This is a genomic window from Nonomuraea indica (assembly GCF_002850745.1).
GTDB classification, from domain to species: domain Bacteria; phylum Actinomycetota; class Actinomycetes; order Streptosporangiales; family Streptosporangiaceae; genus Nonomuraea; species Nonomuraea indica.
This window is the reverse complement of record NZ_KZ559472.1, coordinates 342738-363788: the sequence shown is the minus strand read 5'-3', so window position 1 is coordinate 363788 and position 21051 is coordinate 342738. Positions and strand designations below refer to the sequence as shown.

Genomic DNA, 21051 nt, shown 5'->3' with positions numbered 1-21051 from the left:
TCCCGCCGCTGAGCCGATCATCTGCAACGCCGGTGCGACTCGTCCAGGCGCTCGGTGAGACCGGCCCTGTCGAGGTGTTCGAGGAGCGGCACGGCGACCCGGCGGCTCGTGTCCAGCGCGCGCCTGGCCTGGCTGACCGTGAACGGCTGCGGCAGCCGGCGCAGCAGCTCGGCCGCCCGCGCGTCGGCCCCCGGCAGCAGCACGATCCCGCCGCCCACCCGCAGCAGGCTCCCGGCCCGTACGGCCGCGGCCAGTTCGCGCGCGCCCAGCCCCAGCTCGGCCAGCCGGTCCGCCTCCGGCGCCCGGAAGGGCCGCGCCGCCAGCTCCCGGCGCAGCAGGTCCACCGCCCGGGCGACCGGCGCGGGCAGGCTCGCCGGCCCGGCCACCATCCGCCCCGCCACGACCCGGCCGGGCACGATCCGGCCGGCCGCGACGGTGAGCGGCGGCCGTACCAGGGCCGTGACCAGCCGCCGGTCGGGCAGGCCCAGCTCGTGGCGGGCCGCCTCGACCGGCATGCCGGGCTCCAGGGGGTGGGCGGCAGCGTGCCGACGCACCGCCTCCACCAGCCGCCCGCCCAGCTCCGCCCAGTATCCGGGGTCGGCGTACCAGTCCCCGCACACCGGCCGCCCCTCCACAGCACCGTCCTCCCCCGACGCTCTGCCCGCTCCGGCGCCTTCCCGGGCTTCGGCGGCTTCGGGAACTTCGGGGGCTCCACGGGTGGCACCGGCTTCTGGGGCTGCCGGGGCTCGTGGGGTGGCGCAGGTTTCGGGGACGTGGACGCCCATGGCGTACAGGTCGGGGGCGCGCAACAGGCGGTGGAGGCGCAGCGCGAACGCCGCGTCCGGCGCGGCGGGCTCCGGCAGGGCCGCCTCCAGCAGCGCCGCCCGTTCCCCGGCGGCGCCGCGGCGGCGCAGGCCCGGCGGGCGGACGTCGAGGACCCTCGCCCCGGCGAGCACCCGCACCTCGAACCGGTCCTGCCCGGGGTCACGCCCGGAAGCGCGGCCGGGAGCGTGCCCAGGGGCGCGGCCGGGGTCGCGCAGCAGCAGCACGTCGCCGAGGTGGAGCGGCACCGGGCGGGCCAGCCGCAACCGCACGACGCGCCCGCCGAGCGGCCGCGCCTCGCCCACCACGGCCGCCGACCCCACGTGCACGGTCAGCCGCCGCGGCAGCACGGCGCCCTCCTCCCGCAGCGCCCCGACGGGGGAGACGCGCACGTCCACCACGTCCGTGTTCGTCCATCCGCCCGGCGTGACGAGCGCCTGGCCCCGGCCGGGCAGGTCGTGGCCGCGCAGGTTGACCGCCACCCGGGCGACCCCGGACACCGCCTCGCACGGCTCCTTCAGCGACTCCAGCGCCCTGATCCGCACCGGCTCCCCGTCGAGCAGCAACTCGTCGCCCACCGAGACCGTGCCGGCGGGCAGCGTGCCGGTCACCACCGTGCCGCTGCCGGTCACGCTGAACGCCCGGTCGATCCACAGCCGCACCGCCGCCGCCGGATCGGGCCGGGGCAGCCCGGCCACGAGCCGGTCCAACGCCCTCCGCAGGTCGCCCAGCCCCTGTCCGGTGCGCCCGCTCACGACGACCGCCTCCACCCCGCCCGCCCCGCCGCCCGCTCCGAGGTTCGCTACCGGGCCCGCTCCGAAACCGGTTTCGAGGCCCGTTCCGTAACCCGTTCCGAGCCCCGTTCCGAGCCCCGTTCCAGGCCCCGTTCCGAGGCCGGCCGCGGTCAGGCGGGCGCGGGCCTGCTCGACCGCCGGGGCCGGGTCGGCGAGGTCCGACCTCGTCACCGCCAGCAGGCAGTGCCGCACCCCGAGGGCCTCCAGGGCCACCAGGTGCTCCTCGGACTGCGGCATCCACCCCTCGTCGGCCGCCACCACGAACAGCACGGCCGGCACGGGCCCGACCCCCGCCAGCATCGTGCCGAGGAAGCGCTCGTGCCCCGGCACGTCCACGAACGCGAGCCGTTCCCCGGACGGCAGAGCGGTCCAGGCGTAGCCCAGCTCGATGGTCAGGCCGCGCCGCCGTTCCTCGGCCAGCCGGTCGGGCTCCATCCCGGTGAGCGCCCGTACCAGGGTGGACTTGCCGTGGTCGACGTGACCGGCGGTGGCCACGACGTGCATCAGCCCCGCACCCCCGCGGCCGACAGCACCGCGCCGACCACGTCGGCGTCGCGCTCGGGCGGGACCGTGCGCAGGTCGAGCAGCAGCCTGCCGCTCTCGATCCGGCCGACGACCGGCGGATCGCCGCCGCGCAGCGGGACGGCGAACCGGTCGGGCAGGCTCACGGCGGCGCTCGGCAGCGTCACGCCGGGCGCGCCGCCGCCGCCCACCGCGGCCTCGCTCGGCACCCCGCGCGCGTCCACCCCCGCCTCGGCCAGCCGGCCGGCCACGGCCGCGGCGCGCTCCACCAGCCCCGCCTGATCGGCGTGCAGCGCCTGCCTGACCGGCGGCACGGGACCGCGCAGCGTCGCCTCCAGCGCGGCGAGGGTGAGCTTGCCGACCCGCAGCGCGCGGGCGAGCGGATGCCGCCGGCAGCGTTCGACCAGGTCGCGGCGGCCGAGGAGCAGGCCGGCCTGCGGCCCGCCCAGCAGCTTGTCGCCGCTGGCCGTCACCAGGTCGGCCCCCGCCTCGATCATGGTGGTGGCGTCGGGCTCGGCGGGCAGCATCGGCTCGCGGGCGCACAGGCCCGAGCCGATGTCCACGACGACGGGCACGCCGAGCCCGGTCAGCTCGGGCACCGCGGCGGAGCCGGTGAACCCCTCGATCCGGAAGTTCGACGGGTGGACCTTGAGCACGAACCCCGTCTGGGGGCCCACCGCCTCCGCATAGTCGCGAGCGGAGGTGCGGTTGGTGGTGCCCACCTCGCGCAGCCGCGCCCCGGTGGAGGTGAGCAGGTCGGGAATGCGGAACCCGTCGCCGATCTCCACCAGCTCGCCCCGGCTGATCACGATCTCGCGCCCGGCGGCGAGCGCGGTGGCGACCAGGACGAGCGCGGCGGCGTTGTTGTTGACGACGTGCACGTCCTCCGCCGCGGGCACGGCACCGGCGAGCGCCTCCAGCGCGCCCCGGCCCCGCATCGCCCGGCGGCCCGTCACCAGGTCGAACTCGACGTCGGCCGGCCCGGAGGCCGCGGCCATCGCCTCGACGGCCGCCGCCGACAGCGGAGCCCGGCCGAGGTTGGTGTGGACGAGCACGCCCGTCGCGTTGACGACGGGGCGCAGGCTCGCCGCGTGCGCCGGCAGGGCCGCCACCGCCGCGTCGGCCACCTCCTCGGGGCCGATCTCGCCGCGCCGCGCCCGTTCCTGGGCCCGCGTCACCGCCTCCTTGACGACCGGCCGACCGAGCCGCCCGCCGGCCTCCACCAGGCGCGGGTCGGCGAGCACGGCGTCGGTGCGGGGCACCAGCCTGCGTCGGTCCATATCTTCGAACATAGGCGGAGACGGACGGGAATCACCGCCCTGGCGTCCGGCCGTGCACCCGGTGTGTCGCGGCGGGCGCCGCTTCCTCGGTCGGGGTCAGCGCGTCCCGCAGGCCTCCTCGCTGCTTCCGTGCTCGGCCGGCTCGGTGCTCACGTCGGTCCGCTCATGGTCAGGACGGGTACGGCGACTGCTGGTCCGGAGGCACGCCGCCGCCCTCGCCGCCACCCTTGTCGCCTTTGTCGGTTCCGTGTGGCCCGCCAGACGGCTTGGCACTGGGCGATTCGGGGATGACGTCCACTTCCTCGTCGCTCGTGCCGCCCTTGCCCGATCGCCGAATCTCCGGCTGCTGTGGCTCGGTCATATCGTTCTCCTCCGTGGTGAGCGGAACCCTCCCCGGGCACCCTCCCGACAAACGGACAAAGCTTGCGAAATTGCCCCAAAAAAAGGAGGGTGTCGCGGACGCCCGGTCATGCACGGTGATCGAGGACATCGAAGAGCGGCTCAGGACGGCGGCACCCGGAGCAGGGCTCAGGTCACCGGCGCCGGGCCGGGGGCGGCCGTCGTCCGGCGACGGGCACGGCGGAACGCACGGCGGTGGGCGCGGCCGGTGACGGCATACCACTGGGCGGCGACGACGGCGGCCAGCGCCAACTCCACCGCATCACCGCCGTAGTACATCAGCTGGGCGCCGGCCCGCAGATCCGGCGCGGCGAAGGCGGTGCCCGGCGGCGGCGTGGCGTACAGGGTCTTGGCGAGCACCGCATGCGCGGCCCCACCGACCAGGAGTGCGCCCGCGCGCCAGGGCAGGCTCCACCGCCGACGCACCGGCTCGACCTGGCAGACGGCGAAGGCGAACAGCGTCCCGGCGACCACCACGTGCATGTGCACGACGGCGTGCAGCCACCCGTGGTGACCGCTGGCCGCCAGCAGCGGCGTGCGATACAGCAGCCAGAGCCCTCCCATGTCCAGCACCACCGCCACGGCAGGGCTCACCATCCACCCGGCCGGGCGCGAATGAACCACCGCCAACACAGCGCGGCGCACCCGGCTCGGCCGCAGCACGCGCAGTGCCAGCCGCAGGGGCCGCCCGAGCACCAGCAGCACGGGAGCGACCATCCCGGCCAGCAGATGCCGGCTCATGTGCGAGGTGAACGGTCCGGCCGGCACCGGCAGGGTGAGAGCGACCGCCAGCAGTACGGCGCCCGTGATGAAGGATGCCTGCCACGTCCACGACCAGGCCGAGCCCCGGCGGCGCAACCGATGCGCGGCCATCAGGTAGACCGCGGCAGCAAGGACGACCAGGCAGAGGGCCGGCAGCTGCGCCGCCTCCGGCCCGGCCTGGTGAGCGTGTCCCGGCGTCACCGATGGATCTCCTCCTGATCCGTGTCCGGGCCGGCGTCCGGCCCCGTGCGCGTGCCCGGCTGCGCGCGCCGGCCGACGCGGCGAGCCCGGACGGCCAGCACCGTCCCGGCCGCCACCAGCACCAGCCCGGCGCCGTTCCAGGCCACGTCGTAGGGCAGCAGGTCCGGGACGCCGTAGCGGATCTGGTGCAGCCACAACACCTTGTGGTTGACCAGGCCGTCGAACAGCTGGAAACCGCCCAGCCCCAGCAGCAGGCCGGCCGAGGCGTGCGCCGCCGACAGCGCTCGGCGGCGGCGTAGATCAGCCCACATCACGAACCCCGCCACCAGGGCCAGCAGCTCGGCGGTGTGCAGCAACCCGTCCGACAGGAGGCCGATCGCCGGCGTGGAGCGGTCGAAGAAGTGATGCCAGCCCAGCACCTGGTGGAACACGATCTCGTCGACCGCCGCCATCGCCGCCGCCCCGACCAGTGCGGCGGCCGCCACTGACCGGCCACGCTCCCCTTCCCCCTGGGTTCGCGCCGATCGCCGCCCCTGGCTCATGATCGCAGTGTCCTCTCCGGCACGGGCCCGGTGCCCCGCGATGGCCCTACCCGTCGGGCCGGCGATCAGTCGGCGTTCGGGGCCGCGCGGACGGGCCGGTGTCCGCGGCAGTCACCACACGCACGCCGACCTGCAAGCGGCAGGACGGTCCGGCTCCAAGACCTGCTCCGTCCCCGATGCATCCGCACGCCGTCCGGGCGACGCCGGCAGCACCGGCCGGCATGGCCGGTGACCACCGCGCTCCATCAGCGTCTTGTACGCGCCGTGGGTGTGCCGAACGAGCCCGCGGGTAGGAGCGGCGTTCGGGTCATCCATGGGGGGAGGACTCATGGCGCGATCATCGAACCGGTCGTTCCGTACACCGGTCCAGGTCGCCGCGGCGGTGGTGGGGGCGGTGTTCCTCCTGGTCGGTGTGCTGGGCTTCGTCCCCGGGATCACCGCTGGTCAGGAGAGCATGCGGTTCGCCGGGCCCCACTCCGGCGCTCTGTTGATGGGCCTGTTCCAGGTGTCCGTTCTGCACAACATCGTTCACCTTCTCTTCGGTGCCGCCGGCGTGCTGGCGGCCCGCTCCTGGCGCGGGTCCCAGATCTACCTCGTGGCCGGAGGCGTCCTGTATCTCATGGTGTGGCTCTACGGCATGCTGATCGACCGCACGAGCTCGGTGAACTTCGTGCCGGTCAACGCGGCCGACAACTGGCTGCACCTGTTCCTCGGCCTCGGCATGATCGCGCTGGGTTACGTCCTGGCCGCCCGCCGTCCGAAGGAATCCCGACACTGAGCGCGGTCACCTCGCCCGCGGTCGTCAGGGGGACGGCGGGGCGGGCTCGGTGAGGCGGTTGCTGAAGCGGGCGAGCATGGTGGTCTGGAGCGTCTCGGGGAACAGCCTGGCGAGGGCCGGCGGGGTGCGCCAATTGGCGGGATTGCGCCTGGCCAGCCGGGAGACCAGGGAGATGTGCGGGTACCGGGCCTTCTCGTAGGAGCGCAGCCGTGCCGCCGGGTCGTCGCCGCCCTTGGCCAGCTCGCGTCCGAGCACCCACGCGTCCTCCAGGGTCTGGTTGGCGCCCTGCCCCAGGGTGGGCGGCATGGTGTGGGCGGCGTCGCCGATCAGGGTGATGCGACCCTCGCCCACCACCGGGCGGACCTTGTTCCAGTGGTGGCCGAAGAATTCGAGGTCGTCCTCGGTGGCGGCGGCGAGCACCTCGGGGACGGGGGACGCCCAGTGCCCGAACCGTCTCCTCAGCTCGGCCAGCGGCGCGGCGGGCCGCGGGTCGGCAGGCGACCAGCGCACGTCGAACCACCACTGCAGCAGCCCGCCGCCCGCCGGCATGAGGCCGCACGCGCCCTCCCGTCCCGAGATCATCAGGTGGCGGGCGGTGTCGGTGATGTCGATGTCGATCGGGCTGAGTCCCTGCCAGGTGCCGAACGTCGCCGGCTGGACGGTGTTCTCGCCCCACAGGTGCCGCCGGACGACCGAGTGGTGGCCGTCGGCCCCGATGAGCAGGTCGCCCGTGTCGGTCGAGCCGTCACTGAAGGTCGCCGTGACCCGGCCCCGGTCCTGGGTCACCGCCCGGCAGGTCGCGCCGTAGCGGACGAGGCCGTCGGGGAGCCCGTCGGCCAGGCGTTCCTGGAGGTCACGGCGGGCGATCGCCTTGGTGACGAAGCCGTAGCGGCCGGCCGCGTGGGCGATGTCCATGCTGGTGCGCAGCCGGCCGTCGGAGGTCAGCGCGTCGATGCGGTCGATGCGCGCTCCCACGCCGTCGAGGCTGACGCCGATGTCGGCCAGGACGGCGTTGCCGTTGCTCCAGACGAGCACCGCCTTGCCGCCCGTCCGGGGGCCGGGGGCCTGCTCGTGGACCCGCACGCGGTGGCCCGCGGCCAGCAGCACGCGCGCCACGGCGAGCCCGCCCACGCCGGCGCCGATGACGAGAACATCCATATCTCCTCCATATCGGAGTATCTTCACTTCGAAGATACTCCGTCGGGGAGTAGGTTGGGAAAGTGGCCCACATGCATCCCGGCGAGGCGGTCTTCCGCGAGTTCCTGATCTCGATCGTGCTGCACAACGAGGCGGTCGCCGACCGGCTCGGCCTGCAACCGGCGGACGTCGCCGCCACCATGCTGCTGGAGACGCGCGGGCCGCTCGCCGTGGGGGCGATCGCCGAGGAGCTCGGGCTGCCGTCGGCCTCCGCCACCCGGCTGATCGACCGGCTGGAGAAGGCGGGCTACGTGCGCCGGGTGCGGGGCGAACGCGACCGGCGCACGATCACCGTGGAGCTGGTCGAGGGCGGCCTGGACGACTACCACGCCGCCTGCGCGACCTCACGGCGGCACCTGGACGCTCTGGCCCTGCACTACGGGCCCGAACAGGCGCCGCTGCTGCTGGACATGTTCGCCCGCGTCACCGAGGCCCACCGCTCCGCCACCGCGGAACTCCGCCAGGCCACGCCCTGACCCCCCGCCTGCCCGCTCCGGTCCGCGGCGCGCGCCGGTCCGCGGCGCGCGCCGGTCGCCGGCCGAGCCGCGTCGGCGTCCCCGGTGTGCGGGCGGTCCGGCTAGGAGTCCTGGCGCTCACGGGCCGCGTCGAGGCGCCGGCGTTGGGGGACGACCGTGTACTTGGGGTCGGCGGCCGAGGCGCGGCCCGCTTCGAGGATGCCGAAGCGGGTGCACAGGGAGCCGGCGGTGAGCGCGAGGCCGGACAGCGCGGTCAGGGTGCGGCTGCGTCCGGCGACCACCGCCAGCAGCCCGCCGCCCGCCGTCAGGGCGCGGGCGGTGCGCATGAGCCGGCCCGCCCGCCCCGTCCGGTACGGCTCGCCGAGGAAGCCGAGCCGGCGTTCCATGGCCTCGCCCGCGACCGTCTCCATGGCGGCTCCGAGCACGGCCACGGCCCGCGCGGGGCCGGCGTGGGCCCGGGGGGTGCCGAGCATCGAGACCGCCCCGGCGGCGGCCATCGCGCTGCCCGCGAACAGGAACGGCAGCTCCCGGTACGCCTCGTGCCAGGCGGGCACGGCGGTGTCGGCGACGAGTACGGCGGTGTAGGTGGCGGTCAGCGGCCCGGTCACGCCGCTGGCCAGCAGCGCCGCGTCACCGAGGGGCCGCAGGACGCCGGCGAGCGGGCCGTCCGGGCCACCGGTCCGGACGCCCGGGAGCACATCCGGCAGGCCGCCGGGCGAGGCGCCGTCCAGTGGACCGACCAGCGCCGCGGCCGACAGGCCGCCCTGCGCGGCGAGGATCCATGAGCCGACGCTCATCGGGGAGGTGGGCTTGAAGATCCGCAGCATGTTGAGGAACCGTTCGGGCCTGCCCAGTTCGGCGGCGAGCAGGGCGGCTCCGAAGGCCGCCCCCGCGGCGGCGGCGACGCGGGCGGTGCCGGCCAGGCGGTCGCGGCCGGTCAGCCGGGCCATGACGGCCATCATGGACGAGACTCCGGACATCCCGCCCAGATAGAGATATGTCGGCATGTGGGGCTCGTGCCAGATGGGCGGCTTGATCACCGGACGGCCGTAGTAGGACCGGAACTCCGCCTCCGGCACCACGGCCCGCTCCCGCGTCACCGCCCGCCTCCCCCACGCGAGCCGAGCACACCGTGCGAGCCCGGCAGGCCGCGGGAGCCGCCCCACCGGCCCCGTCCACGCGAGCCGCCCCACCCGCGCGGGCCCAGGAACGCCAGCGCCACGGCCCCCGCCGCCGACACGGCCGCCGCGCCCGCCCAGCGCCACAGGGCCGGCAGGTCCCGGGTGGTCACCACCGGGTCCGGCGGCAGGCCGTACACCTCGGGCTCGTCCAGCAGCAGGAAGAACGCCCCCGCTCCCCCGACCCCGTCCGAAGGGCTCTCGCCGTACAGGCGGGCCTCCTCGCGCCCGTCGGCCCGCAGCCGGGCCACCCGCTCCTCGGCCCGGCTGCGCAGCTCGTCGAGCGGCCCGAACTGGATCGAGTCGGTCGGGCACGCCTTGGCGCAGGCCGGTTCTAGCCCGCCGCGCTGCCGGTCGTAGCACATCGTGCACTTCCAGGCCCGCCCGTCCTCCTCCCGCCGGTCGATCACCCCGAACGGGCAGGCGGGCACGCAGTAGCCGCACCCGTTGCAGATGTCGGACTGCACCACCACCGTGTCGAACTCGGTCCTGAACAGCGCCCCCGTCGGGCAGACGTCCAGGCAGGCGGCGTGCGTGCAGTGCTTGCACACGTCGGAGGACATCAGCCAGCGCTCGACGCCGTCGTCGCCGTCGGGCGCCGGCCGCGCCTGCTCGATGAACGCGACGTGCCGCCAGGTGCTCGCCCCCAGCATGCCGGTGTTGTCGTAGGAGGTGGCCTCGAAGACGAAGCCGTCGTCGGGGAGCTGGTTCCACTCCTTGCAGGCCACCTCGCACGCCTTGCACCCGATGCAGACGCTCGTGTCGGTGAAGAACCCCATCCGCTCAGCCATGGCGGTACATCTCCAGCAGGTCGAGCGCCGCCCGTCCCCTCGGCCGCCGCCCCGGCCGCACGTCACAGGTCATGGCCTTGCCCTCCTGGATGTAGACGTTCGGATCGAGGACGAGCGGCAGCAGGTCGTTGGCCACGTCGCCGGTGACCAGGCCGTCTCCGCCCCAGCCCCAGTGGTACGGCAGGCCCACCTGGTGGACGACCCTGCCCTCGACGCGCAGCGGCCGCATCCGCCCGGTCACCAGCACCCGGGCCTCCACGACGGCGCGGCTGGTCACGATCGTCGCCCAGTCGCCGTTGGTCAGCCCGAGGTGCCCGGCGAGCTGCGGCGACACCTCGCAGAACAGCTCCGGCTGCAGCTCGGCGAGGTAGGCGAGCGGACGGCTCATCGCGCCCGCCGTGTGGTGCTCGGTCAGCCGGTACGTCGTCAGCACGTACGGGAAGCGTCCCCCCGGCGCGTTGTACGGGCTCTCGGGGCGGTGGTAGGTCCGGCGGGCCGGGTTGGCCTGCTGGGCGTACAGGGGGTTGGTGACCGGAGACTCGTGCGGCTCGTAGTGGGCGGGCAGCGGGCCGTCGGCGAGGCCGGCCGGCACGTACAGCCAGCCCTTGCCGTCGGACTGCATGATGAACGGGTCGGTCCCGGCGAGCGCGGCCTCGGCGCGGGCGCCCTCGGGCGGCACGTGGTCCGGCGGCTTGCGGAGCTCGCAGTCGGGCACGTCGTGCCCGGTCCACTCGCCGCGCTCGGCGTCCCACCACACGTACGCCTTGCGCTCGCTCCACGGGCGGCCCTCCGGGTCGGCGGAGGCCCGGTTGTAGAGGATGCGCCGGTTGGCCGGCCACGCCCAGCCCCATTCGGGGGCCACGGGGCTCTGCTCCCGGCCCGGGCGGCGGCGGGCGGCCTGGTTGACCTCGTCGGCGTACACGCCGCAGTAGATCCAGCAGCCGCACGCCGTGGACCCGTCGGGGCGGAGCTGGGTGGACGACGACAGAGCCCGTCCGTCGGGGCCGACCCCGTTGATCTCGCGCAGCACGGCCTCGGCGGAGGGCTCCCGGTGCGGGCCGTGCTCCGGGTAGTCCCAGGTCAGCTCGCGTACCGGCCGGTCGATCTCGTCGTCGGTCATCCGCTGCCTGACGAGCTTGCCGAGGCGGTGGTAGAACCACAGCTCGCTGCGGCAGTCGCCGGGCGGGTCGAGCGCCTTCTCCCGCCACTGGAGCAGCCGCTGGGTGTTGGTGAACGTGCCCTCCTTCTCCACGTGACTGGCGGCGGGCAGGAAGAACACCTCGGTGCCGATCTCCTCGGTGCGCAGCTCACCGGTCTCCAGCTCGGGGCCGTCCAGCCAGAACGTGGCCGTCTCCACCAGGGTCAGGTCACGGACGACGAGCCAGTCGAGGTTGGCCAGGCCGAGGCGCTGCGCCCGGCCGCCGGAGGAACCGACGGCGGGGTTCTCGCCGATCACGAAGTAGCCCTTCACGGTGCCGTCGATCTGGCCCATCACGGTGGTGTAGTGGCCGTGGTCACCGGTCAGGCGCGGCAGGTGGCCGAAGCAGAAGTCGTTCGCCTCCGTCGCGGCGTCGCCCCACCACGCCTTGAGCAGGCTCACCAGGTAGGAGCGCCGGTTGCCCCAGAAGCCCGTCGCGCCGCCCTCCAGCTCCAGGTACTGGTCCAGGCCCTCGTGCCGCTCGGCGTGCGGCATGTCCAGGTAGCCCGGCAGGATGTTGAACAGCGTCGGGATGTCGGTCGAGCCCTGGATGCTGGCGTGGCCGCGCAGGGCGAGGATGCCGCCGCCGGGGCGGCCCATGTTGCCGAGGAGGAGCTGCAGGATCGAGGCCGAGCGGATGTACTGCGCGCCGACGGTGTGCTGGGTCCAGCCGACCGAGTAGACCCAGGCGGTGGTCCGCTCGCGGCCGGAGTTGGCGGTGACGGCCTCGGCCAGCTCGGCGAAGCCGTCGCGCGGGATGCCGCACAGCCGCTCGACCAGCTCCGGGGTGTAGCGGGCGAAGTGCCGCTTGAGTATCTGGTAGACGCAGCGCGGGTGGGTGAGCGTCGGGTCGGTGCGCGGGTTGGGGTGGGCGGCGGGCCCGCCCGCGCCGTAGGCGTGCGCGCCGGCCGCCTCGGCGTGCAGGGGCCCGCCCTCCGCCCGCTCCGCCGGCGGCTGCTCGCCGGTCGACTCGTACGCCCAGCTCCTCGGGTCGTACGTGGCCGTCTCGGGGTCCCAGCCGGAGAACAGGCCGTCGAGGTCCTCGGTGTCGCGGAAGTCCTCGGACACGATCGTGGCGGCGTTCGTGTAGGCCAGCACGTACTCGCGGAACTCCAGCCCGTTCGTCAGCACGTGGTTGATCAGCGCGCCGAGCAGCACGATGTCGCTGCCCGCGCGGATCGGCAGGTGCCGGTCGGCCAGGGCGCTGGTGCGGGTGAAGCGCGGGTCCACGTGGAAGACCCGGGCCCCGCGCTCCTTCGCCTCCACGACCCACTGGAAGCCCACGGGGTGGCATTCGGCCATGTTGGAGCCCTGGATGACGATGCAGTCCGCGCCTGCCAGGTCCTGCTGGAAGGTGGTCGCGCCGCCACGCCCGAAGCTGGTCCCCAGACCGGGGACGGTGGAGGAGTGTCAAACACGCGCCTGGTTCTCGACCTGGATCGCGCCGAGGGCTGTGTAGAGCTTCTTCATCAGGTAGTTCTCTTCGTCGTCGAGCGTCGCCCCGCCCAGGCTGGCGATGCCCAGCGTGCGGCGCACGACCCTGCCCTCGTGGGTCTGCTCCCAGGTCTCCCGCCGGGTGCGCACCACCCGGTCGGCGATCATCTCCATCGCGGTGTCCAGGTCGAGCCGCTCCCAGGTGGTGCCGTACGGCCTGCGGTGGAGCACCTCGGTGCGGCGGCCCGGATGGGTGACGAGCTGCTTGCTGGCCGCCCCCTTCGGGCACAGCCTCCCCCGGGAGATCGGCGAGTCGGGGTCGCCCTCGATCTGGGTGACCCTGCCGTCCTGGACGTAGACGAGCTGGCCGCAGCCGACCGCGCAGTAGGGGCACACCGAGCGGGCCACCGTCGTGGCGTCCTCGGTGCGGGGGCGCAGCGCGTCGGTGCGGGCCGACCGCGCGGCGTCGCTCCTGCCGTCCTCGCCCCTGAGCTGGCGGATCACCGGCCAGCGAGCAAGCCATCCCCTTCCTGGCACATCGCGAGTTCTGCCCGCTTTCATCCGGTCTATGCGGACACTCCACGCGGGCGGTCCGTACGGGCGGCGGTCTACGCGGGATCCCGGGAGTCCACCACGAGCGCGACGGCCAGACCGGTGACGGCCAGGGCGAGCGCGGGCACGACCGCCGGCCGGGGGGAGGCGACCAGCAGCGGCACCGCCTCGCTCACCATGCCGCCCCAGTCGGTCTCGGGCGGCGGCAGCCCGAGACCGAGGAAGCTCAGCGAGGTGACGGCGACCAGCGTGCGGGCGAGGTCGGCGGTGGCGACCGTGAGCACCGGTCCGGCGATGTGCGGCAGGACCGTCCGGCGCAGCAGGTACAGCGGTGACGCCCCCATGGCCCGCGCGGCGAGCACGTACCCCGACGCGGCCACCCGGCGGGTGGCGGTGTGGGCGACGAGCGCGCAGCTCACCCAGCCGAACGGCACCAGCGCGGCCAGCACCGCGCCCGGCCCCGGCGGCAGCACGCCCGCCAGCGCCAGCGCCGGCGTGAGCCCCGGCAGTGCGAGCGCCACGGTCGCGGCGAACCTCAGCAGCCGGTCGGACGGTCCCGCGGCCAGCCCGGCGGCCGCGCCGAGGACCGTGCCGAGCGCCGTGGTGATCCCGGTGACGGCGAGCGCGAACAGCAGCGAGGTCCGCCCCGCCACGGCGGTCCTCGTCAGCAGGTCGCGGCCGAGCTGGTCGGTGCCGAGCCAGTGCCGCCCGCCGGGCGGCAGCAGGGCGCGCGCCGGGTCGGGCAGGTGCGGATCGTACGGCGACAGCAGGGGCGTGAGCCCGCAGCACGCCACCACGAGGGCGAGCAGGACGAGACCCGCGCGGCCCCTCACCGGCGGCGCACCCGAGGGTCGGCCGCCGTCAGGCAGAGGTCGGCCAGCGCCAGCAGCAGCACGGTGGCGAGCCCGGTGAGCAGCACGTACGCCTGGACCACGGGCAGGTCCCGCTGCCTGATCGCCGAGACCGCGAGCTGCCCGATGCCGGGCCAGGCGAACAGCGTCTCCACCACCACGGCCCCGGCCGCGAGGTCGGCCAGCACCACGCCCGTCGCGGCGATGGCGTTCGGCGCGGCCAGCCGGAGCGCGTGCACCACGACGGCGCGCCGGGCGGGCAGCCCCTTGGCGGCGGCCAACTTGACGAACGGCTGCCCGACCGCCTGCGCGAGGTCCGCCCGCAGCAGCCGCAGCAGCGTCGCCGCGCCCGCCAGGCCGAGGGTCAGCGCGGGCAGCACCACGGCCTCCGGCGCCCCGTCGCCGCCGGTGGGCAGCGCGCGCAGCCCGACCGCGACCACGCTGATCAGCAGGATCCCCACGATGTACGGCGGGACGCCGGCGACCGCCACCGTCACGACCGCGACCACCCGGCCGACCGCGCCGCGCGGCCGGAGCGCGGCCCACAGCGACACCGTCAGGGCGAGCCCGACCGCGACGAGCGCGGCCGCGCCCGCCAGCCGCAGCGTCGCGGGGACCCGCGCCATGATCTCGGCGCCCACCGGCGACCGGTCGGCGTAGGAGCGGCCGAGGTCACCGCGGACCACGTCGAGCAGCCACCCGGCGTACTGCGCGGGCAGCGGCCGGTCGAGGCCAAGCTCGGCGCGTAAGGCGGCGACGGCGGCCGGCGTCGGCTGCAGCCCGCCGCGGCGCAGGATCTCCTCGGCCGGATCTCCGGGCGTCAGCGCGGCGAGCGAGAAGACCAGCACCGACAGCGCCAGCAGGACGAGCACCGTCTCCGCCGCGCGGCGCAGCAGCCACCTCACCGCAACGGCGTCAGCTTGGCCAGATCCACGATGTACGCCACGTTCTGTTCCACACCGCCGATCCTGTCACTCGTCACGATGGGATTGTCCTGGTACGCGAGCGGGATCATCGGCCGGTCGGCCGCGAGCAGCCGCTGGACGCGGTGGTACAGCTCCCGTCTCCGGACCGGGTCCGCCTCCGCCGCCGCCCGGTCCACCAGCGTGTCGAACTCCTCGCTGCGGTAGCCGAGCCTGCGCTCGGTGTTCCAGGCCGCGTCCGACCGCAGGAAGCGGCGCAGCAGGTAGTCGGGGTCGCCGTTGGGCACGCTGTACGCGCTGAGGAAGAGGTCGTAGTCGCCCGCCTCCATGACGGCTTTGGTGGCCTCGGCCACCCTCACCTTCGCGGGCAGCCCGACGCGTGCGAAGGCGGCGCGGAGCACCTCCGCGATGTCGGTGTAGGGGAACTGCCCGGTCTCGCCCGACGAGACGAGGATGGTGACCGGCTCGGCGGGCCGCCCCGCCGCCTCGACCAGCGCCCTCGCCCGGGCGGGGTCGTGCGCCGGGGCGACGGAGGGCTCGGCCAGGTCGCCGAAGACGGGCGACAGGAAACCGGCGCCCGGCCGGGCCGTGCCCGCGAGCAGCGTGCCGGCGATCGTCCGCCGGTCGACGGCGAGATCCACGGCCTCGCGCAGGCGGGGATCGGCGAAGGGCTTCCGCGAGGCGTTGAAGGTGAGGTAGTGCGTCAGCACCGAGGGCGTCCGCACGACCGTGTGACCGCCGCCGCCGACGGCCGCCACCTGCCCGGGCAGCAGCGCGCCCTTGTCGATCAGCCCGTCGACCTCGCCCGCCCGCAGCGCGGCCACCCGGGCGTTGGCGTCGGGGATCACCTTGACGACGACCTTCTTGTACGCCGGCGCGGCGCCGTGGAAGTGGGGGTTGGCGGCCAGCTCGGCCCGCTGCCCCTTGACCCAGCCGGTCAGGACGTACGGCCCGGTGCCGACGGGGCCGCCCGCGAAGTCACCCGCCGGGGTGAACGCCCGGGGCGACTGCACCATGCTGAAGAACCCGGCCAGCCGCCCCGGCAGGTCGGCCACCGGCCGCTCCAGCTCGAACGTCACCTTCCCGCCCTCGGCCCGCACGTCGGAGAGCCGGCCGTACGCCAGCTCCATGCCGGCGTCGAGGCTGAAGAACGGGGACTGCCGGGGTGCGAGCCGCAGCAGCCGCCGGACATTGGCGACCACGGCCTCGGCGGTGAGCGGCGTGCCGTCGCTGAACCTCACCCCCTCGCGCAGCGTGAACGTCCAGCGCCGGCCCCCGTCGGCGCCGGTCCACGAGGTGGCGAGGGCGGGGACGGGGCGCAGCCGCTGGTCCACGGTCACCAGGGGCTCCCACACGCGCAGGGTCTGGTGGGTGTAGTAGGGGTCCTGCGGGCCGGCGACGAGGTCGCGGGGAGCGGCGAGAGTGAGCACACCGTCGTCCGGTCCGGCCGGGGCGGGGCCGCCGCAGGCCGCCATGGCCAGCCCTGCCAGCGCCACCGCCGCCGTGATCATCGCTCGTCCCCGCACCCTCGTCTCCCTCCGGCCGTACGACGCCCCGGCAAACGATAACGGTTTTCATGCTGACCGGAAAGCAGGAAATCTCTGGACATCTGGGTATTCGTGGTGCCGCCCACCCGCCCGCCGCGGCGCATGGTGCGCGCGCGGCGCCACCCGGCGAGAACCGGGCTCGGACTTCCCCGAAGACCTTCCGTGCCTGCGGCCGGCGTCGCCGCCCGGCCGCATGGCGGCGGGTGCGGTCAGGCGGCGTCGAGCGCTTCGGTGATCTTGCGGGCCATCTCGGCCATGGTGGGGCCGGGCTCGCCCTGGTGGGTCCGGGCGGCCGCCTCGACGGCGACGACGACGGTGCCGCGGAAGTTGTCGGCCTCGGCCGGGTCCTGCTGCTTGAGCAGGCTCATGGCCGCGGTCAGGGCCGGCAGCACCTGGTCGGCCAGTTCGGCCACGGTCCTGCCGTACTTCACGCCCTTGGGCGCCTTGGCGAGGACGTGCCCCACCAGGCCGGTCGCCGAGGTGAGGGCGACGGAGCCCTCGACGCCGACCTTGTGGGCCGAGCCGGCGGCGCCGGCGGCGGACATCAGCGAGACGGCGCCCCACCCGGCGAGCCGCAACGTCAGCTTGTCCTGCTCGGAAAGGGTGACGGACATGGTTTCTGCTCCTTCGAGTCTGTGGTGGATCAGGGGACGGACGGGGGCGGGTTCGGTGTCAGTCGTCGAGGGCCTGGTAGAGGGTGGTCCAGAAGTCGCTCATCAGGTGCGCCGGGTTCGGGACGGAGTATCCGACCTGGGTGAGCAGGATGCCGGTGAGCTGGTTGGCCGGGTCGGCGTAGGCCGAGGTGCCGCTGCCGCCGTCCCAGCCGAACTGGCCGACGGGGGCGTAGTCGCCGCGGTAGGTGCGCACCGCCATGCCCAGGCCCCAGCCGCCCTGCTGGCCCTGGCCGAAGGAGAGATGGACGTTGGCGGTGGCCAGGGCGGTGCGGGCGGCGTTCTGCTCGGCCGTGAGCCGGTTGGTGGTCATCAGTTCCACGGCGGACCGGGACAGGATCCGCCTGCCGTTGTGCAGCCCGCCGTTGAGCAGCATCCGGAAGTAGGCGTGATAGTCGTCGGCGGTGGAGACCAGCCCGCCGCCGCCGCCCTGGAACGCCGGAGGGCTGCTCCAGCGGCCGCCCTTGGCCTCGTCCCAGACGAGGAACTCGCCGGTCTGAGGGTCGGGGGCGTACAGGTCCGGCAGCCGGTCGATCCGGTCGGCGGGCACGTGGAAACCGGTGTCGGTCATGCCCAGCGGCTCGAAGACGCGCTCGTGCAGGAAGTCCTCGAACGACCGGCCGGTGACCCGGGCCACCAGCACGCCGACGAGGTCGCTGCTGATCTGGTACTGCCAGTGCTCGCCGGGCTGGTGCATCAGCGGCAGCTCGCCCAGGCGGCGCATCCACTCGTCCGGCTCGGGCACCTCCACCGGCAGGTTCGGCGTCAGCCCCCGCTCGAAGATCGCGTTCAGGATCGGGGTGCCGAGCGCCGTCATGTCCATGCCGAGCCCGAAGGTCGAGGTCAGCACGTCCCGGACGGTGATCGGCCGGCGCGCCGGCACGGTGTCGTCCAGCGGGGCGTCGATCCGCCTGAGCACCTGACGGCCGGCCAGCTCGGGCAGCCACGGATCCACCACGTCGTCCAGCCGCAGCCGGCACTCGTCCAGCAGCACCATCGCCGCCGCGATCGACACCGGCTTGGAGGTGGAGGCCATCCGGAAGATGGTGTCCCGGCGCATCGGCGCGCCACCGTCATGACGCATCGTCCCGAGCGTCTCGACGTGCGTCTGACCGCCCCGGCTGACCAGGGCGACCAGCCCCGGGATCTTCCCCGACTCGACGTGCCGGGCCAGCACCTCACGCAGCCGGCGCAGCCCCGTCACGGAGAAGCCGTTGTTCCTCGTCATCATGAAACTCCTCACAACCGTGTCGACCTGGCGGGACCCGCTCCGGTCCCGCGCTCACGGCATCAACCATCGCCGCCCGCTCTGATACCGGACCGTCGCCGCCCTGACGCGGCCGCTGACACGCGGCGGTAGGCAGGCAGGGGGTGGCCTGGGCCCCGCCCCGCCTGCGTCGCCGCCGGGTCGGGAACCAGGTGACGGCCGAGGAGCAGGCGACCGCCGAGGAGCAGGCGACGACCCCGGAGGACGTGGCGCGGCTCCTTGGGTGAGGTGGTCATCGGCTACACCCGCCGCTGGACGTGCAGGAGGTATTCCTTGCGGTCGAGCGGGTTGTGGTCCGTCCGCGGCCGGCCGGGCGGCGTGCCGCGCACCGGCTCGTAGTGGTCGAAGGAGCTCTCCAGGATGCCCTCGCCGCTGGTGAGCGACGGCAGTCGCTGCTCCAGCCCGTGCACCCGCGCCGCCGGGATCAGCCCCTCGACGGCCGACGGCTCCACCCGGTCCGGCACGGCGCCGAGCCGGGTCAGGGCCGGCAGCACGGTCCCGATCAGCTCCGCCGGCACCTCCAGGCGGAAGCGGTGCATGGGCTCGCACACGACGGTGCCGGCCCGCCGCAGCGCCTCCACCAGCACCAGGGGCGTCAGGGCGCGGAAGTCGGCGCCGGTGCTCGACATGCTCTTGTCGAACGTGGCGTGCGCGTGGCTCTGCCGCGGCGCGTACCCGGTGTGCGTGAGCGTGACCACGCAGTCGACGACCTCCCAGCCGTGCAGGCCCTGGCGCAGGGTCTCGCGCACGGTGTCCTCGACCACCTTCATGAACGCGTACGGCATGGACCCCAGCTCGGCCTCCAGCCGGTAGGCGACGCCGGACCCGGCCGGGGCCGGCTCGACGCGCAGGCCGACGGTCGCGAGGAACGGGTTGGGCTCCTGGTACATCACCTCCACGGCCGCGCCAGTGCCCGCGGGACGCTCGACGCAGATGGTGGTGGTCTCGCGGAAGGTGACGTCCAGCCCGAACTCCTCGGCCAGGGTCGCCTGGATGACCTCCTTCTGCACCTCGCCGTAGAGCGAGACGGAGATCTCCTGCCGCACGTCGTCCTGGCGCAGGTCGATCAGCGGGTCCTGCTCGGCGAGCCGGCCGAGCGCCGCGTGCAGCGCGGGCCGGTCGGCCCGCCGGCGCGGCTCCACGACGGTCTCCAGGCTGGGCGGGGCGAAGTGACGGCCGGGCCCCGGCGGCGGTTCGCCGACGCTGTCGCCGATCCGGACCTCGCCGAGGCCCCACAGCCGGCCGATCCGCCCCGCGCCGACCGCGTCACGGCGCACGTCCGAGCCCTGCTCGAACACGCTGATCCCGGTCACCCGGGCCGAGCGGGCCTGCCCGGGACCGAAGCGCACCGTGTCGCGGGTGCGGACGGTGCCGGAGAACATCCGGACGTAGGCGATCTTGTCGCCGGCCGGGCCGCGTTCGACCTTGAACACGGTGCCGGAGACGGGGCCGTCGGCGTCGCCCCCGGCGGTGGGCAGCAGCTCCGTCAGCCCGGCGGTGAGCGCGTCCACGCCGGCCCCGGTGATGGCGGAGCCGAAGAACACCGGGTGGGCCAGCGCCCGCCGCGTCTGCTCCGCCAGCCCGTCGCGCAGCCGGCCGTACGGGACCCGCGTGTCATGGACGTACGCGGTCAGGAAGGCGTCGTCGTGCTCGGCGAGCACCTCCGCGACCCGTCCGGTGAAGCCCGGATCGTCCGGCCCGTACGGGACGAAGGCGGCCTGGCGGGTCCCGAGGTCGCGGGCGGCGCCCATGGCGACGACGGAGGGGGTCAGCCGTTCGGCCATCGTCTTCAGCACGGCGTCGTCCCGCGCCCCGGCACGGTCGATCTTGTTGACGAAGACGAGGGTGGGAATGCGCAGCCGGCGCAGCGTGCGCATCAGCACGCGGGTCTGCGGCTGCACGCCCTCGACGGCCGAGACGACGAGCACGGCGCCGTCGAGCACGCCGAGCGCCCGTTCGACCTCGGCGATGAAGTCGGGGTGACCGGGCGTGTCGATGAGGTTGACGGTGACGCCGCCGACGGCGAACGAGACGACGGCGGACTTGATCGTGATGCCGCGCTCGCGCTCCAGCGCGAGGGAGTCGGTCCGGGTGCTGCCGTCGTCGACGCTGCCGATCTCGTCGATGACACCGGCGGCGAACAGCAGCCGCTCGGTCAGGCTGGTCTTACCGGCGTCTACATGCGCCAGGATCCCCAGGTTGAGCGTACGCACGAAGCGTCATGTCCTTCGGATAGACGGAGATTACGAGCTGGGACATGACGGGAGACCTCATTCTCGTTACCTCCTCGATCCGTGGGACGTCACCGCGAGTAGAACAGACACTCCGCGGCGCGATCAACCGGTTTTCCGGCGTGGCGGGAAGATGGACCGGTCAACGCAAGGCACGACAGCGCGAAGCGAGGCCCGCATGCCGACCGTCCTCATCCTGAACGGCCCCAACCTCAACCTCCTCGGCACCCGCAGGCCCGAGGTCTACGGTTCGGCCACGCTGGCGGACGTGGAGGCGCTGTGCCGCGAGGAGGCCGAGCGGCTGGGCCTTGAGGCCGTGTGCCGGCAGTCCAACCACGAGGGGCAGCTCGTCGACTGGATCCATGAGGCCGGCGTCGAGCACAGGGCCGGCCGGTGCGTGGGCGTGGTGTTCAACGCCGGGGCCTACACGCACACCTCGGTCGCGCTGCACGACGCGATCGAGGGCGCGGAGGTGCCGGTGGTCGAGGTGCACATCTCGAACGTGCACCGGCGAGAGGAGTTCCGGCACCACTCCTACCTCTCGCCGGTGGCGCGCGGCATCGTCGTCGGGTTCGGCGTGTACGGCTACGTCCTCGCCATCCACGGCCTGCACCAGGCGACACGCTCCTGAGCCC

The 21051-nt window shown here is 74.5% G+C and carries 18 protein-coding genes; 3 read left to right on the top strand and 15 right to left on the bottom strand.

The features are described from left to right. Positions 1 to 17 precede the first annotated feature (17 nt). The 5 genes from CXR44_RS41025 to CXR44_RS20395 form a co-directional block, all read right to left on the bottom strand. Positions 18 to 2120, bottom strand: a complete 2103-nt coding sequence (locus tag CXR44_RS41025) for a SelB domain-containing protein (RefSeq protein WP_245899285.1) — start codon at positions 2118 to 2120, stop codon at positions 18 to 20. After that, a complete protein-coding gene (selA, locus tag CXR44_RS20410) occupies positions 2120 to 3418 on the bottom strand; it encodes an L-seryl-tRNA(Sec) selenium transferase (protein ID WP_101787657.1) in 1299 nt (432 codons plus the stop codon). The genes CXR44_RS41025 and selA overlap by 1 nt, the downstream gene beginning before the upstream one ends. Before the next feature lie 169 nt (positions 3419 to 3587). Further along, the gene (locus CXR44_RS20405) at positions 3588 to 3779 is read right to left on the bottom strand and encodes a hypothetical protein (RefSeq protein WP_101787656.1); all 192 of its coding nucleotides are present in this window, start codon (positions 3777 to 3779) and stop codon (positions 3588 to 3590) included. Between the two features lie 167 nt (positions 3780 to 3946). Next, positions 3947 to 4780 (bottom strand): cytochrome c oxidase assembly protein, encoded by an 834-nt coding sequence (locus CXR44_RS20400; protein ID WP_219601927.1) that lies wholly within the window; start codon positions 4778 to 4780, stop codon positions 3947 to 3949. Beyond that, positions 4777 to 5265: a DUF2243 domain-containing protein gene (locus CXR44_RS20395; protein WP_245899284.1), complete on the bottom strand. Its 489-nt coding sequence runs from the start codon at positions 5263 to 5265 to the stop codon at positions 4777 to 4779. The genes CXR44_RS20400 and CXR44_RS20395 overlap by 4 nt, the downstream gene beginning before the upstream one ends. Before the next feature lie 385 nt (positions 5266 to 5650). Between CXR44_RS20395 and CXR44_RS20390 the strand changes: the two genes are divergently transcribed. Further along, positions 5651 to 6100, top strand: a complete 450-nt coding sequence (locus CXR44_RS20390; protein WP_101787654.1) for a DUF4383 domain-containing protein — start codon at positions 5651 to 5653, stop codon at positions 6098 to 6100. Between the two features lie 24 nt (positions 6101 to 6124). Here CXR44_RS20390 and CXR44_RS20385 read toward each other — a convergent pair whose 3' ends face one another. Beyond that, positions 6125 to 7258 (bottom strand): FAD-dependent oxidoreductase, encoded by a 1134-nt coding sequence (locus CXR44_RS20385; RefSeq protein WP_101787653.1) that lies wholly within the window; start codon positions 7256 to 7258, stop codon positions 6125 to 6127. Between the two features lie 71 nt (positions 7259 to 7329). On the opposite strand from CXR44_RS20385, the gene CXR44_RS20380 reads away from it, so the two are divergent. Continuing rightward, positions 7330 to 7773, top strand: a complete 444-nt coding sequence (locus tag CXR44_RS20380; RefSeq protein ID WP_101787652.1) for a MarR family winged helix-turn-helix transcriptional regulator — start codon at positions 7330 to 7332, stop codon at positions 7771 to 7773. A 101-nt stretch (positions 7774 to 7874) separates the two neighbouring features. Here CXR44_RS20380 and nrfD read toward each other — a convergent pair whose 3' ends face one another. The 9 genes from nrfD to CXR44_RS20330 all read right to left on the bottom strand — a co-directional run bounded on the left by nrfD (position 7875) and on the right by CXR44_RS20330 (position 20398). Further along, positions 7875 to 8873: an NrfD/PsrC family molybdoenzyme membrane anchor subunit gene (gene nrfD, locus CXR44_RS20375; RefSeq protein ID WP_245899283.1), complete on the bottom strand. Its 999-nt coding sequence runs from the start codon at positions 8871 to 8873 to the stop codon at positions 7875 to 7877. Further along, entirely contained in the window at positions 8870 to 9742 is an 873-nt protein-coding gene (locus CXR44_RS20370; RefSeq protein ID WP_101787651.1) for a 4Fe-4S dicluster domain-containing protein, read from the bottom strand. The genes nrfD and CXR44_RS20370 overlap by 4 nt, the downstream gene beginning before the upstream one ends. Further along, positions 9735 to 12935: a formate dehydrogenase gene (fdh, locus tag CXR44_RS20365; RefSeq protein WP_425437445.1), complete on the bottom strand. Its 3201-nt coding sequence runs from the start codon at positions 12933 to 12935 to the stop codon at positions 9735 to 9737. Before fdh ends, CXR44_RS20370 begins: the two co-directional genes overlap by 8 nt. Positions 12936 to 12982: 47 nt before the next feature. Next, positions 12983 to 13759, bottom strand: coding sequence for an ABC transporter permease (locus CXR44_RS39560; protein ID WP_180903598.1), 777 nt, complete (start codon positions 13757 to 13759; stop codon positions 12983 to 12985). Continuing rightward, entirely contained in the window at positions 13756 to 14682 is a 927-nt protein-coding gene (locus CXR44_RS20350; RefSeq protein ID WP_101787648.1) for an ABC transporter permease, read from the bottom strand. The genes CXR44_RS39560 and CXR44_RS20350 overlap by 4 nt, the downstream gene beginning before the upstream one ends. Beyond that, entirely contained in the window at positions 14679 to 16226 is a 1548-nt protein-coding gene (locus CXR44_RS20345; protein WP_144070027.1) for an ABC transporter substrate-binding protein, read from the bottom strand. The genes CXR44_RS20350 and CXR44_RS20345 overlap by 4 nt, the downstream gene beginning before the upstream one ends. Before the next feature lie 230 nt (positions 16227 to 16456). Then, positions 16457 to 16861 carry a hypothetical protein gene (locus tag CXR44_RS20340; protein ID WP_101787646.1) on the bottom strand — a complete coding sequence of 135 codons (405 nt, stop codon included), beginning with the start codon at positions 16859 to 16861 and terminating at the stop codon, positions 16457 to 16459. A gap of 58 nt (positions 16862 to 16919) precedes the next feature. After that, positions 16920 to 18146 carry a serine hydrolase gene (locus CXR44_RS20335; protein ID WP_101787732.1) on the bottom strand — a complete coding sequence of 409 codons (1227 nt, stop codon included), beginning with the start codon at positions 18144 to 18146 and terminating at the stop codon, positions 16920 to 16922. 278 nt (positions 18147 to 18424) lie between these two features. Continuing rightward, a complete protein-coding gene (locus tag CXR44_RS20330; protein WP_101787645.1) occupies positions 18425 to 20398 on the bottom strand; it encodes an elongation factor G in 1974 nt (657 codons plus the stop codon). Positions 20399 to 20594: 196 nt separating this feature from the next. Between CXR44_RS20330 and aroQ the strand changes: the two genes are divergently transcribed. After that, a complete protein-coding gene (aroQ, locus tag CXR44_RS20325) occupies positions 20595 to 21047 on the top strand; it encodes a type II 3-dehydroquinate dehydratase (protein WP_101787644.1) in 453 nt (150 codons plus the stop codon). The last annotated feature ends 4 nt before the right edge of the window (positions 21048 to 21051 follow it).

What these genes read in the sequence shown, in the direction of transcription:
- CXR44_RS41025 (WP_245899285.1), bottom strand. Translation starts at nt 2,120, where the DNA reads ATGCACGTCGTGGCCACCGCCGGTCACGTCGACCACGGCAAGTCCACC.
- selA (WP_101787657.1), bottom strand. Translation starts at nt 3,418, where the DNA reads ATGGACCGACGCAGGCTGGTGCCCCGCACCGACGCCGTGCTCGCCGAC.
- CXR44_RS20405 (WP_101787656.1), bottom strand. Translation starts at nt 3,779, where the DNA reads ATGACCGAGCCACAGCAGCCGGAGATTCGGCGATCGGGCAAGGGCGGC.
- CXR44_RS20390 (WP_101787654.1), top strand. Translation starts at nt 5,651, where the DNA reads ATGGCGCGATCATCGAACCGGTCGTTCCGTACACCGGTCCAGGTCGCC.
- CXR44_RS20385 (WP_101787653.1), bottom strand. Translation starts at nt 7,258, where the DNA reads ATGGATGTTCTCGTCATCGGCGCCGGCGTGGGCGGGCTCGCCGTGGCG.
- CXR44_RS20380 (WP_101787652.1), top strand. Translation starts at nt 7,330, where the DNA reads ATGCATCCCGGCGAGGCGGTCTTCCGCGAGTTCCTGATCTCGATCGTG.
- CXR44_RS20370 (WP_101787651.1), bottom strand. Translation starts at nt 9,742, where the DNA reads ATGGCTGAGCGGATGGGGTTCTTCACCGACACGAGCGTCTGCATCGGG.
- CXR44_RS20340 (WP_101787646.1), bottom strand. Translation starts at nt 16,861, where the DNA reads ATGTCCGTCACCCTTTCCGAGCAGGACAAGCTGACGTTGCGGCTCGCC.
- CXR44_RS20335 (WP_101787732.1), bottom strand. Translation starts at nt 18,146, where the DNA reads ATGACGAGGAACAACGGCTTCTCCGTGACGGGGCTGCGCCGGCTGCGT.
- aroQ (WP_101787644.1), top strand. Translation starts at nt 20,595, where the DNA reads ATGCCGACCGTCCTCATCCTGAACGGCCCCAACCTCAACCTCCTCGGC.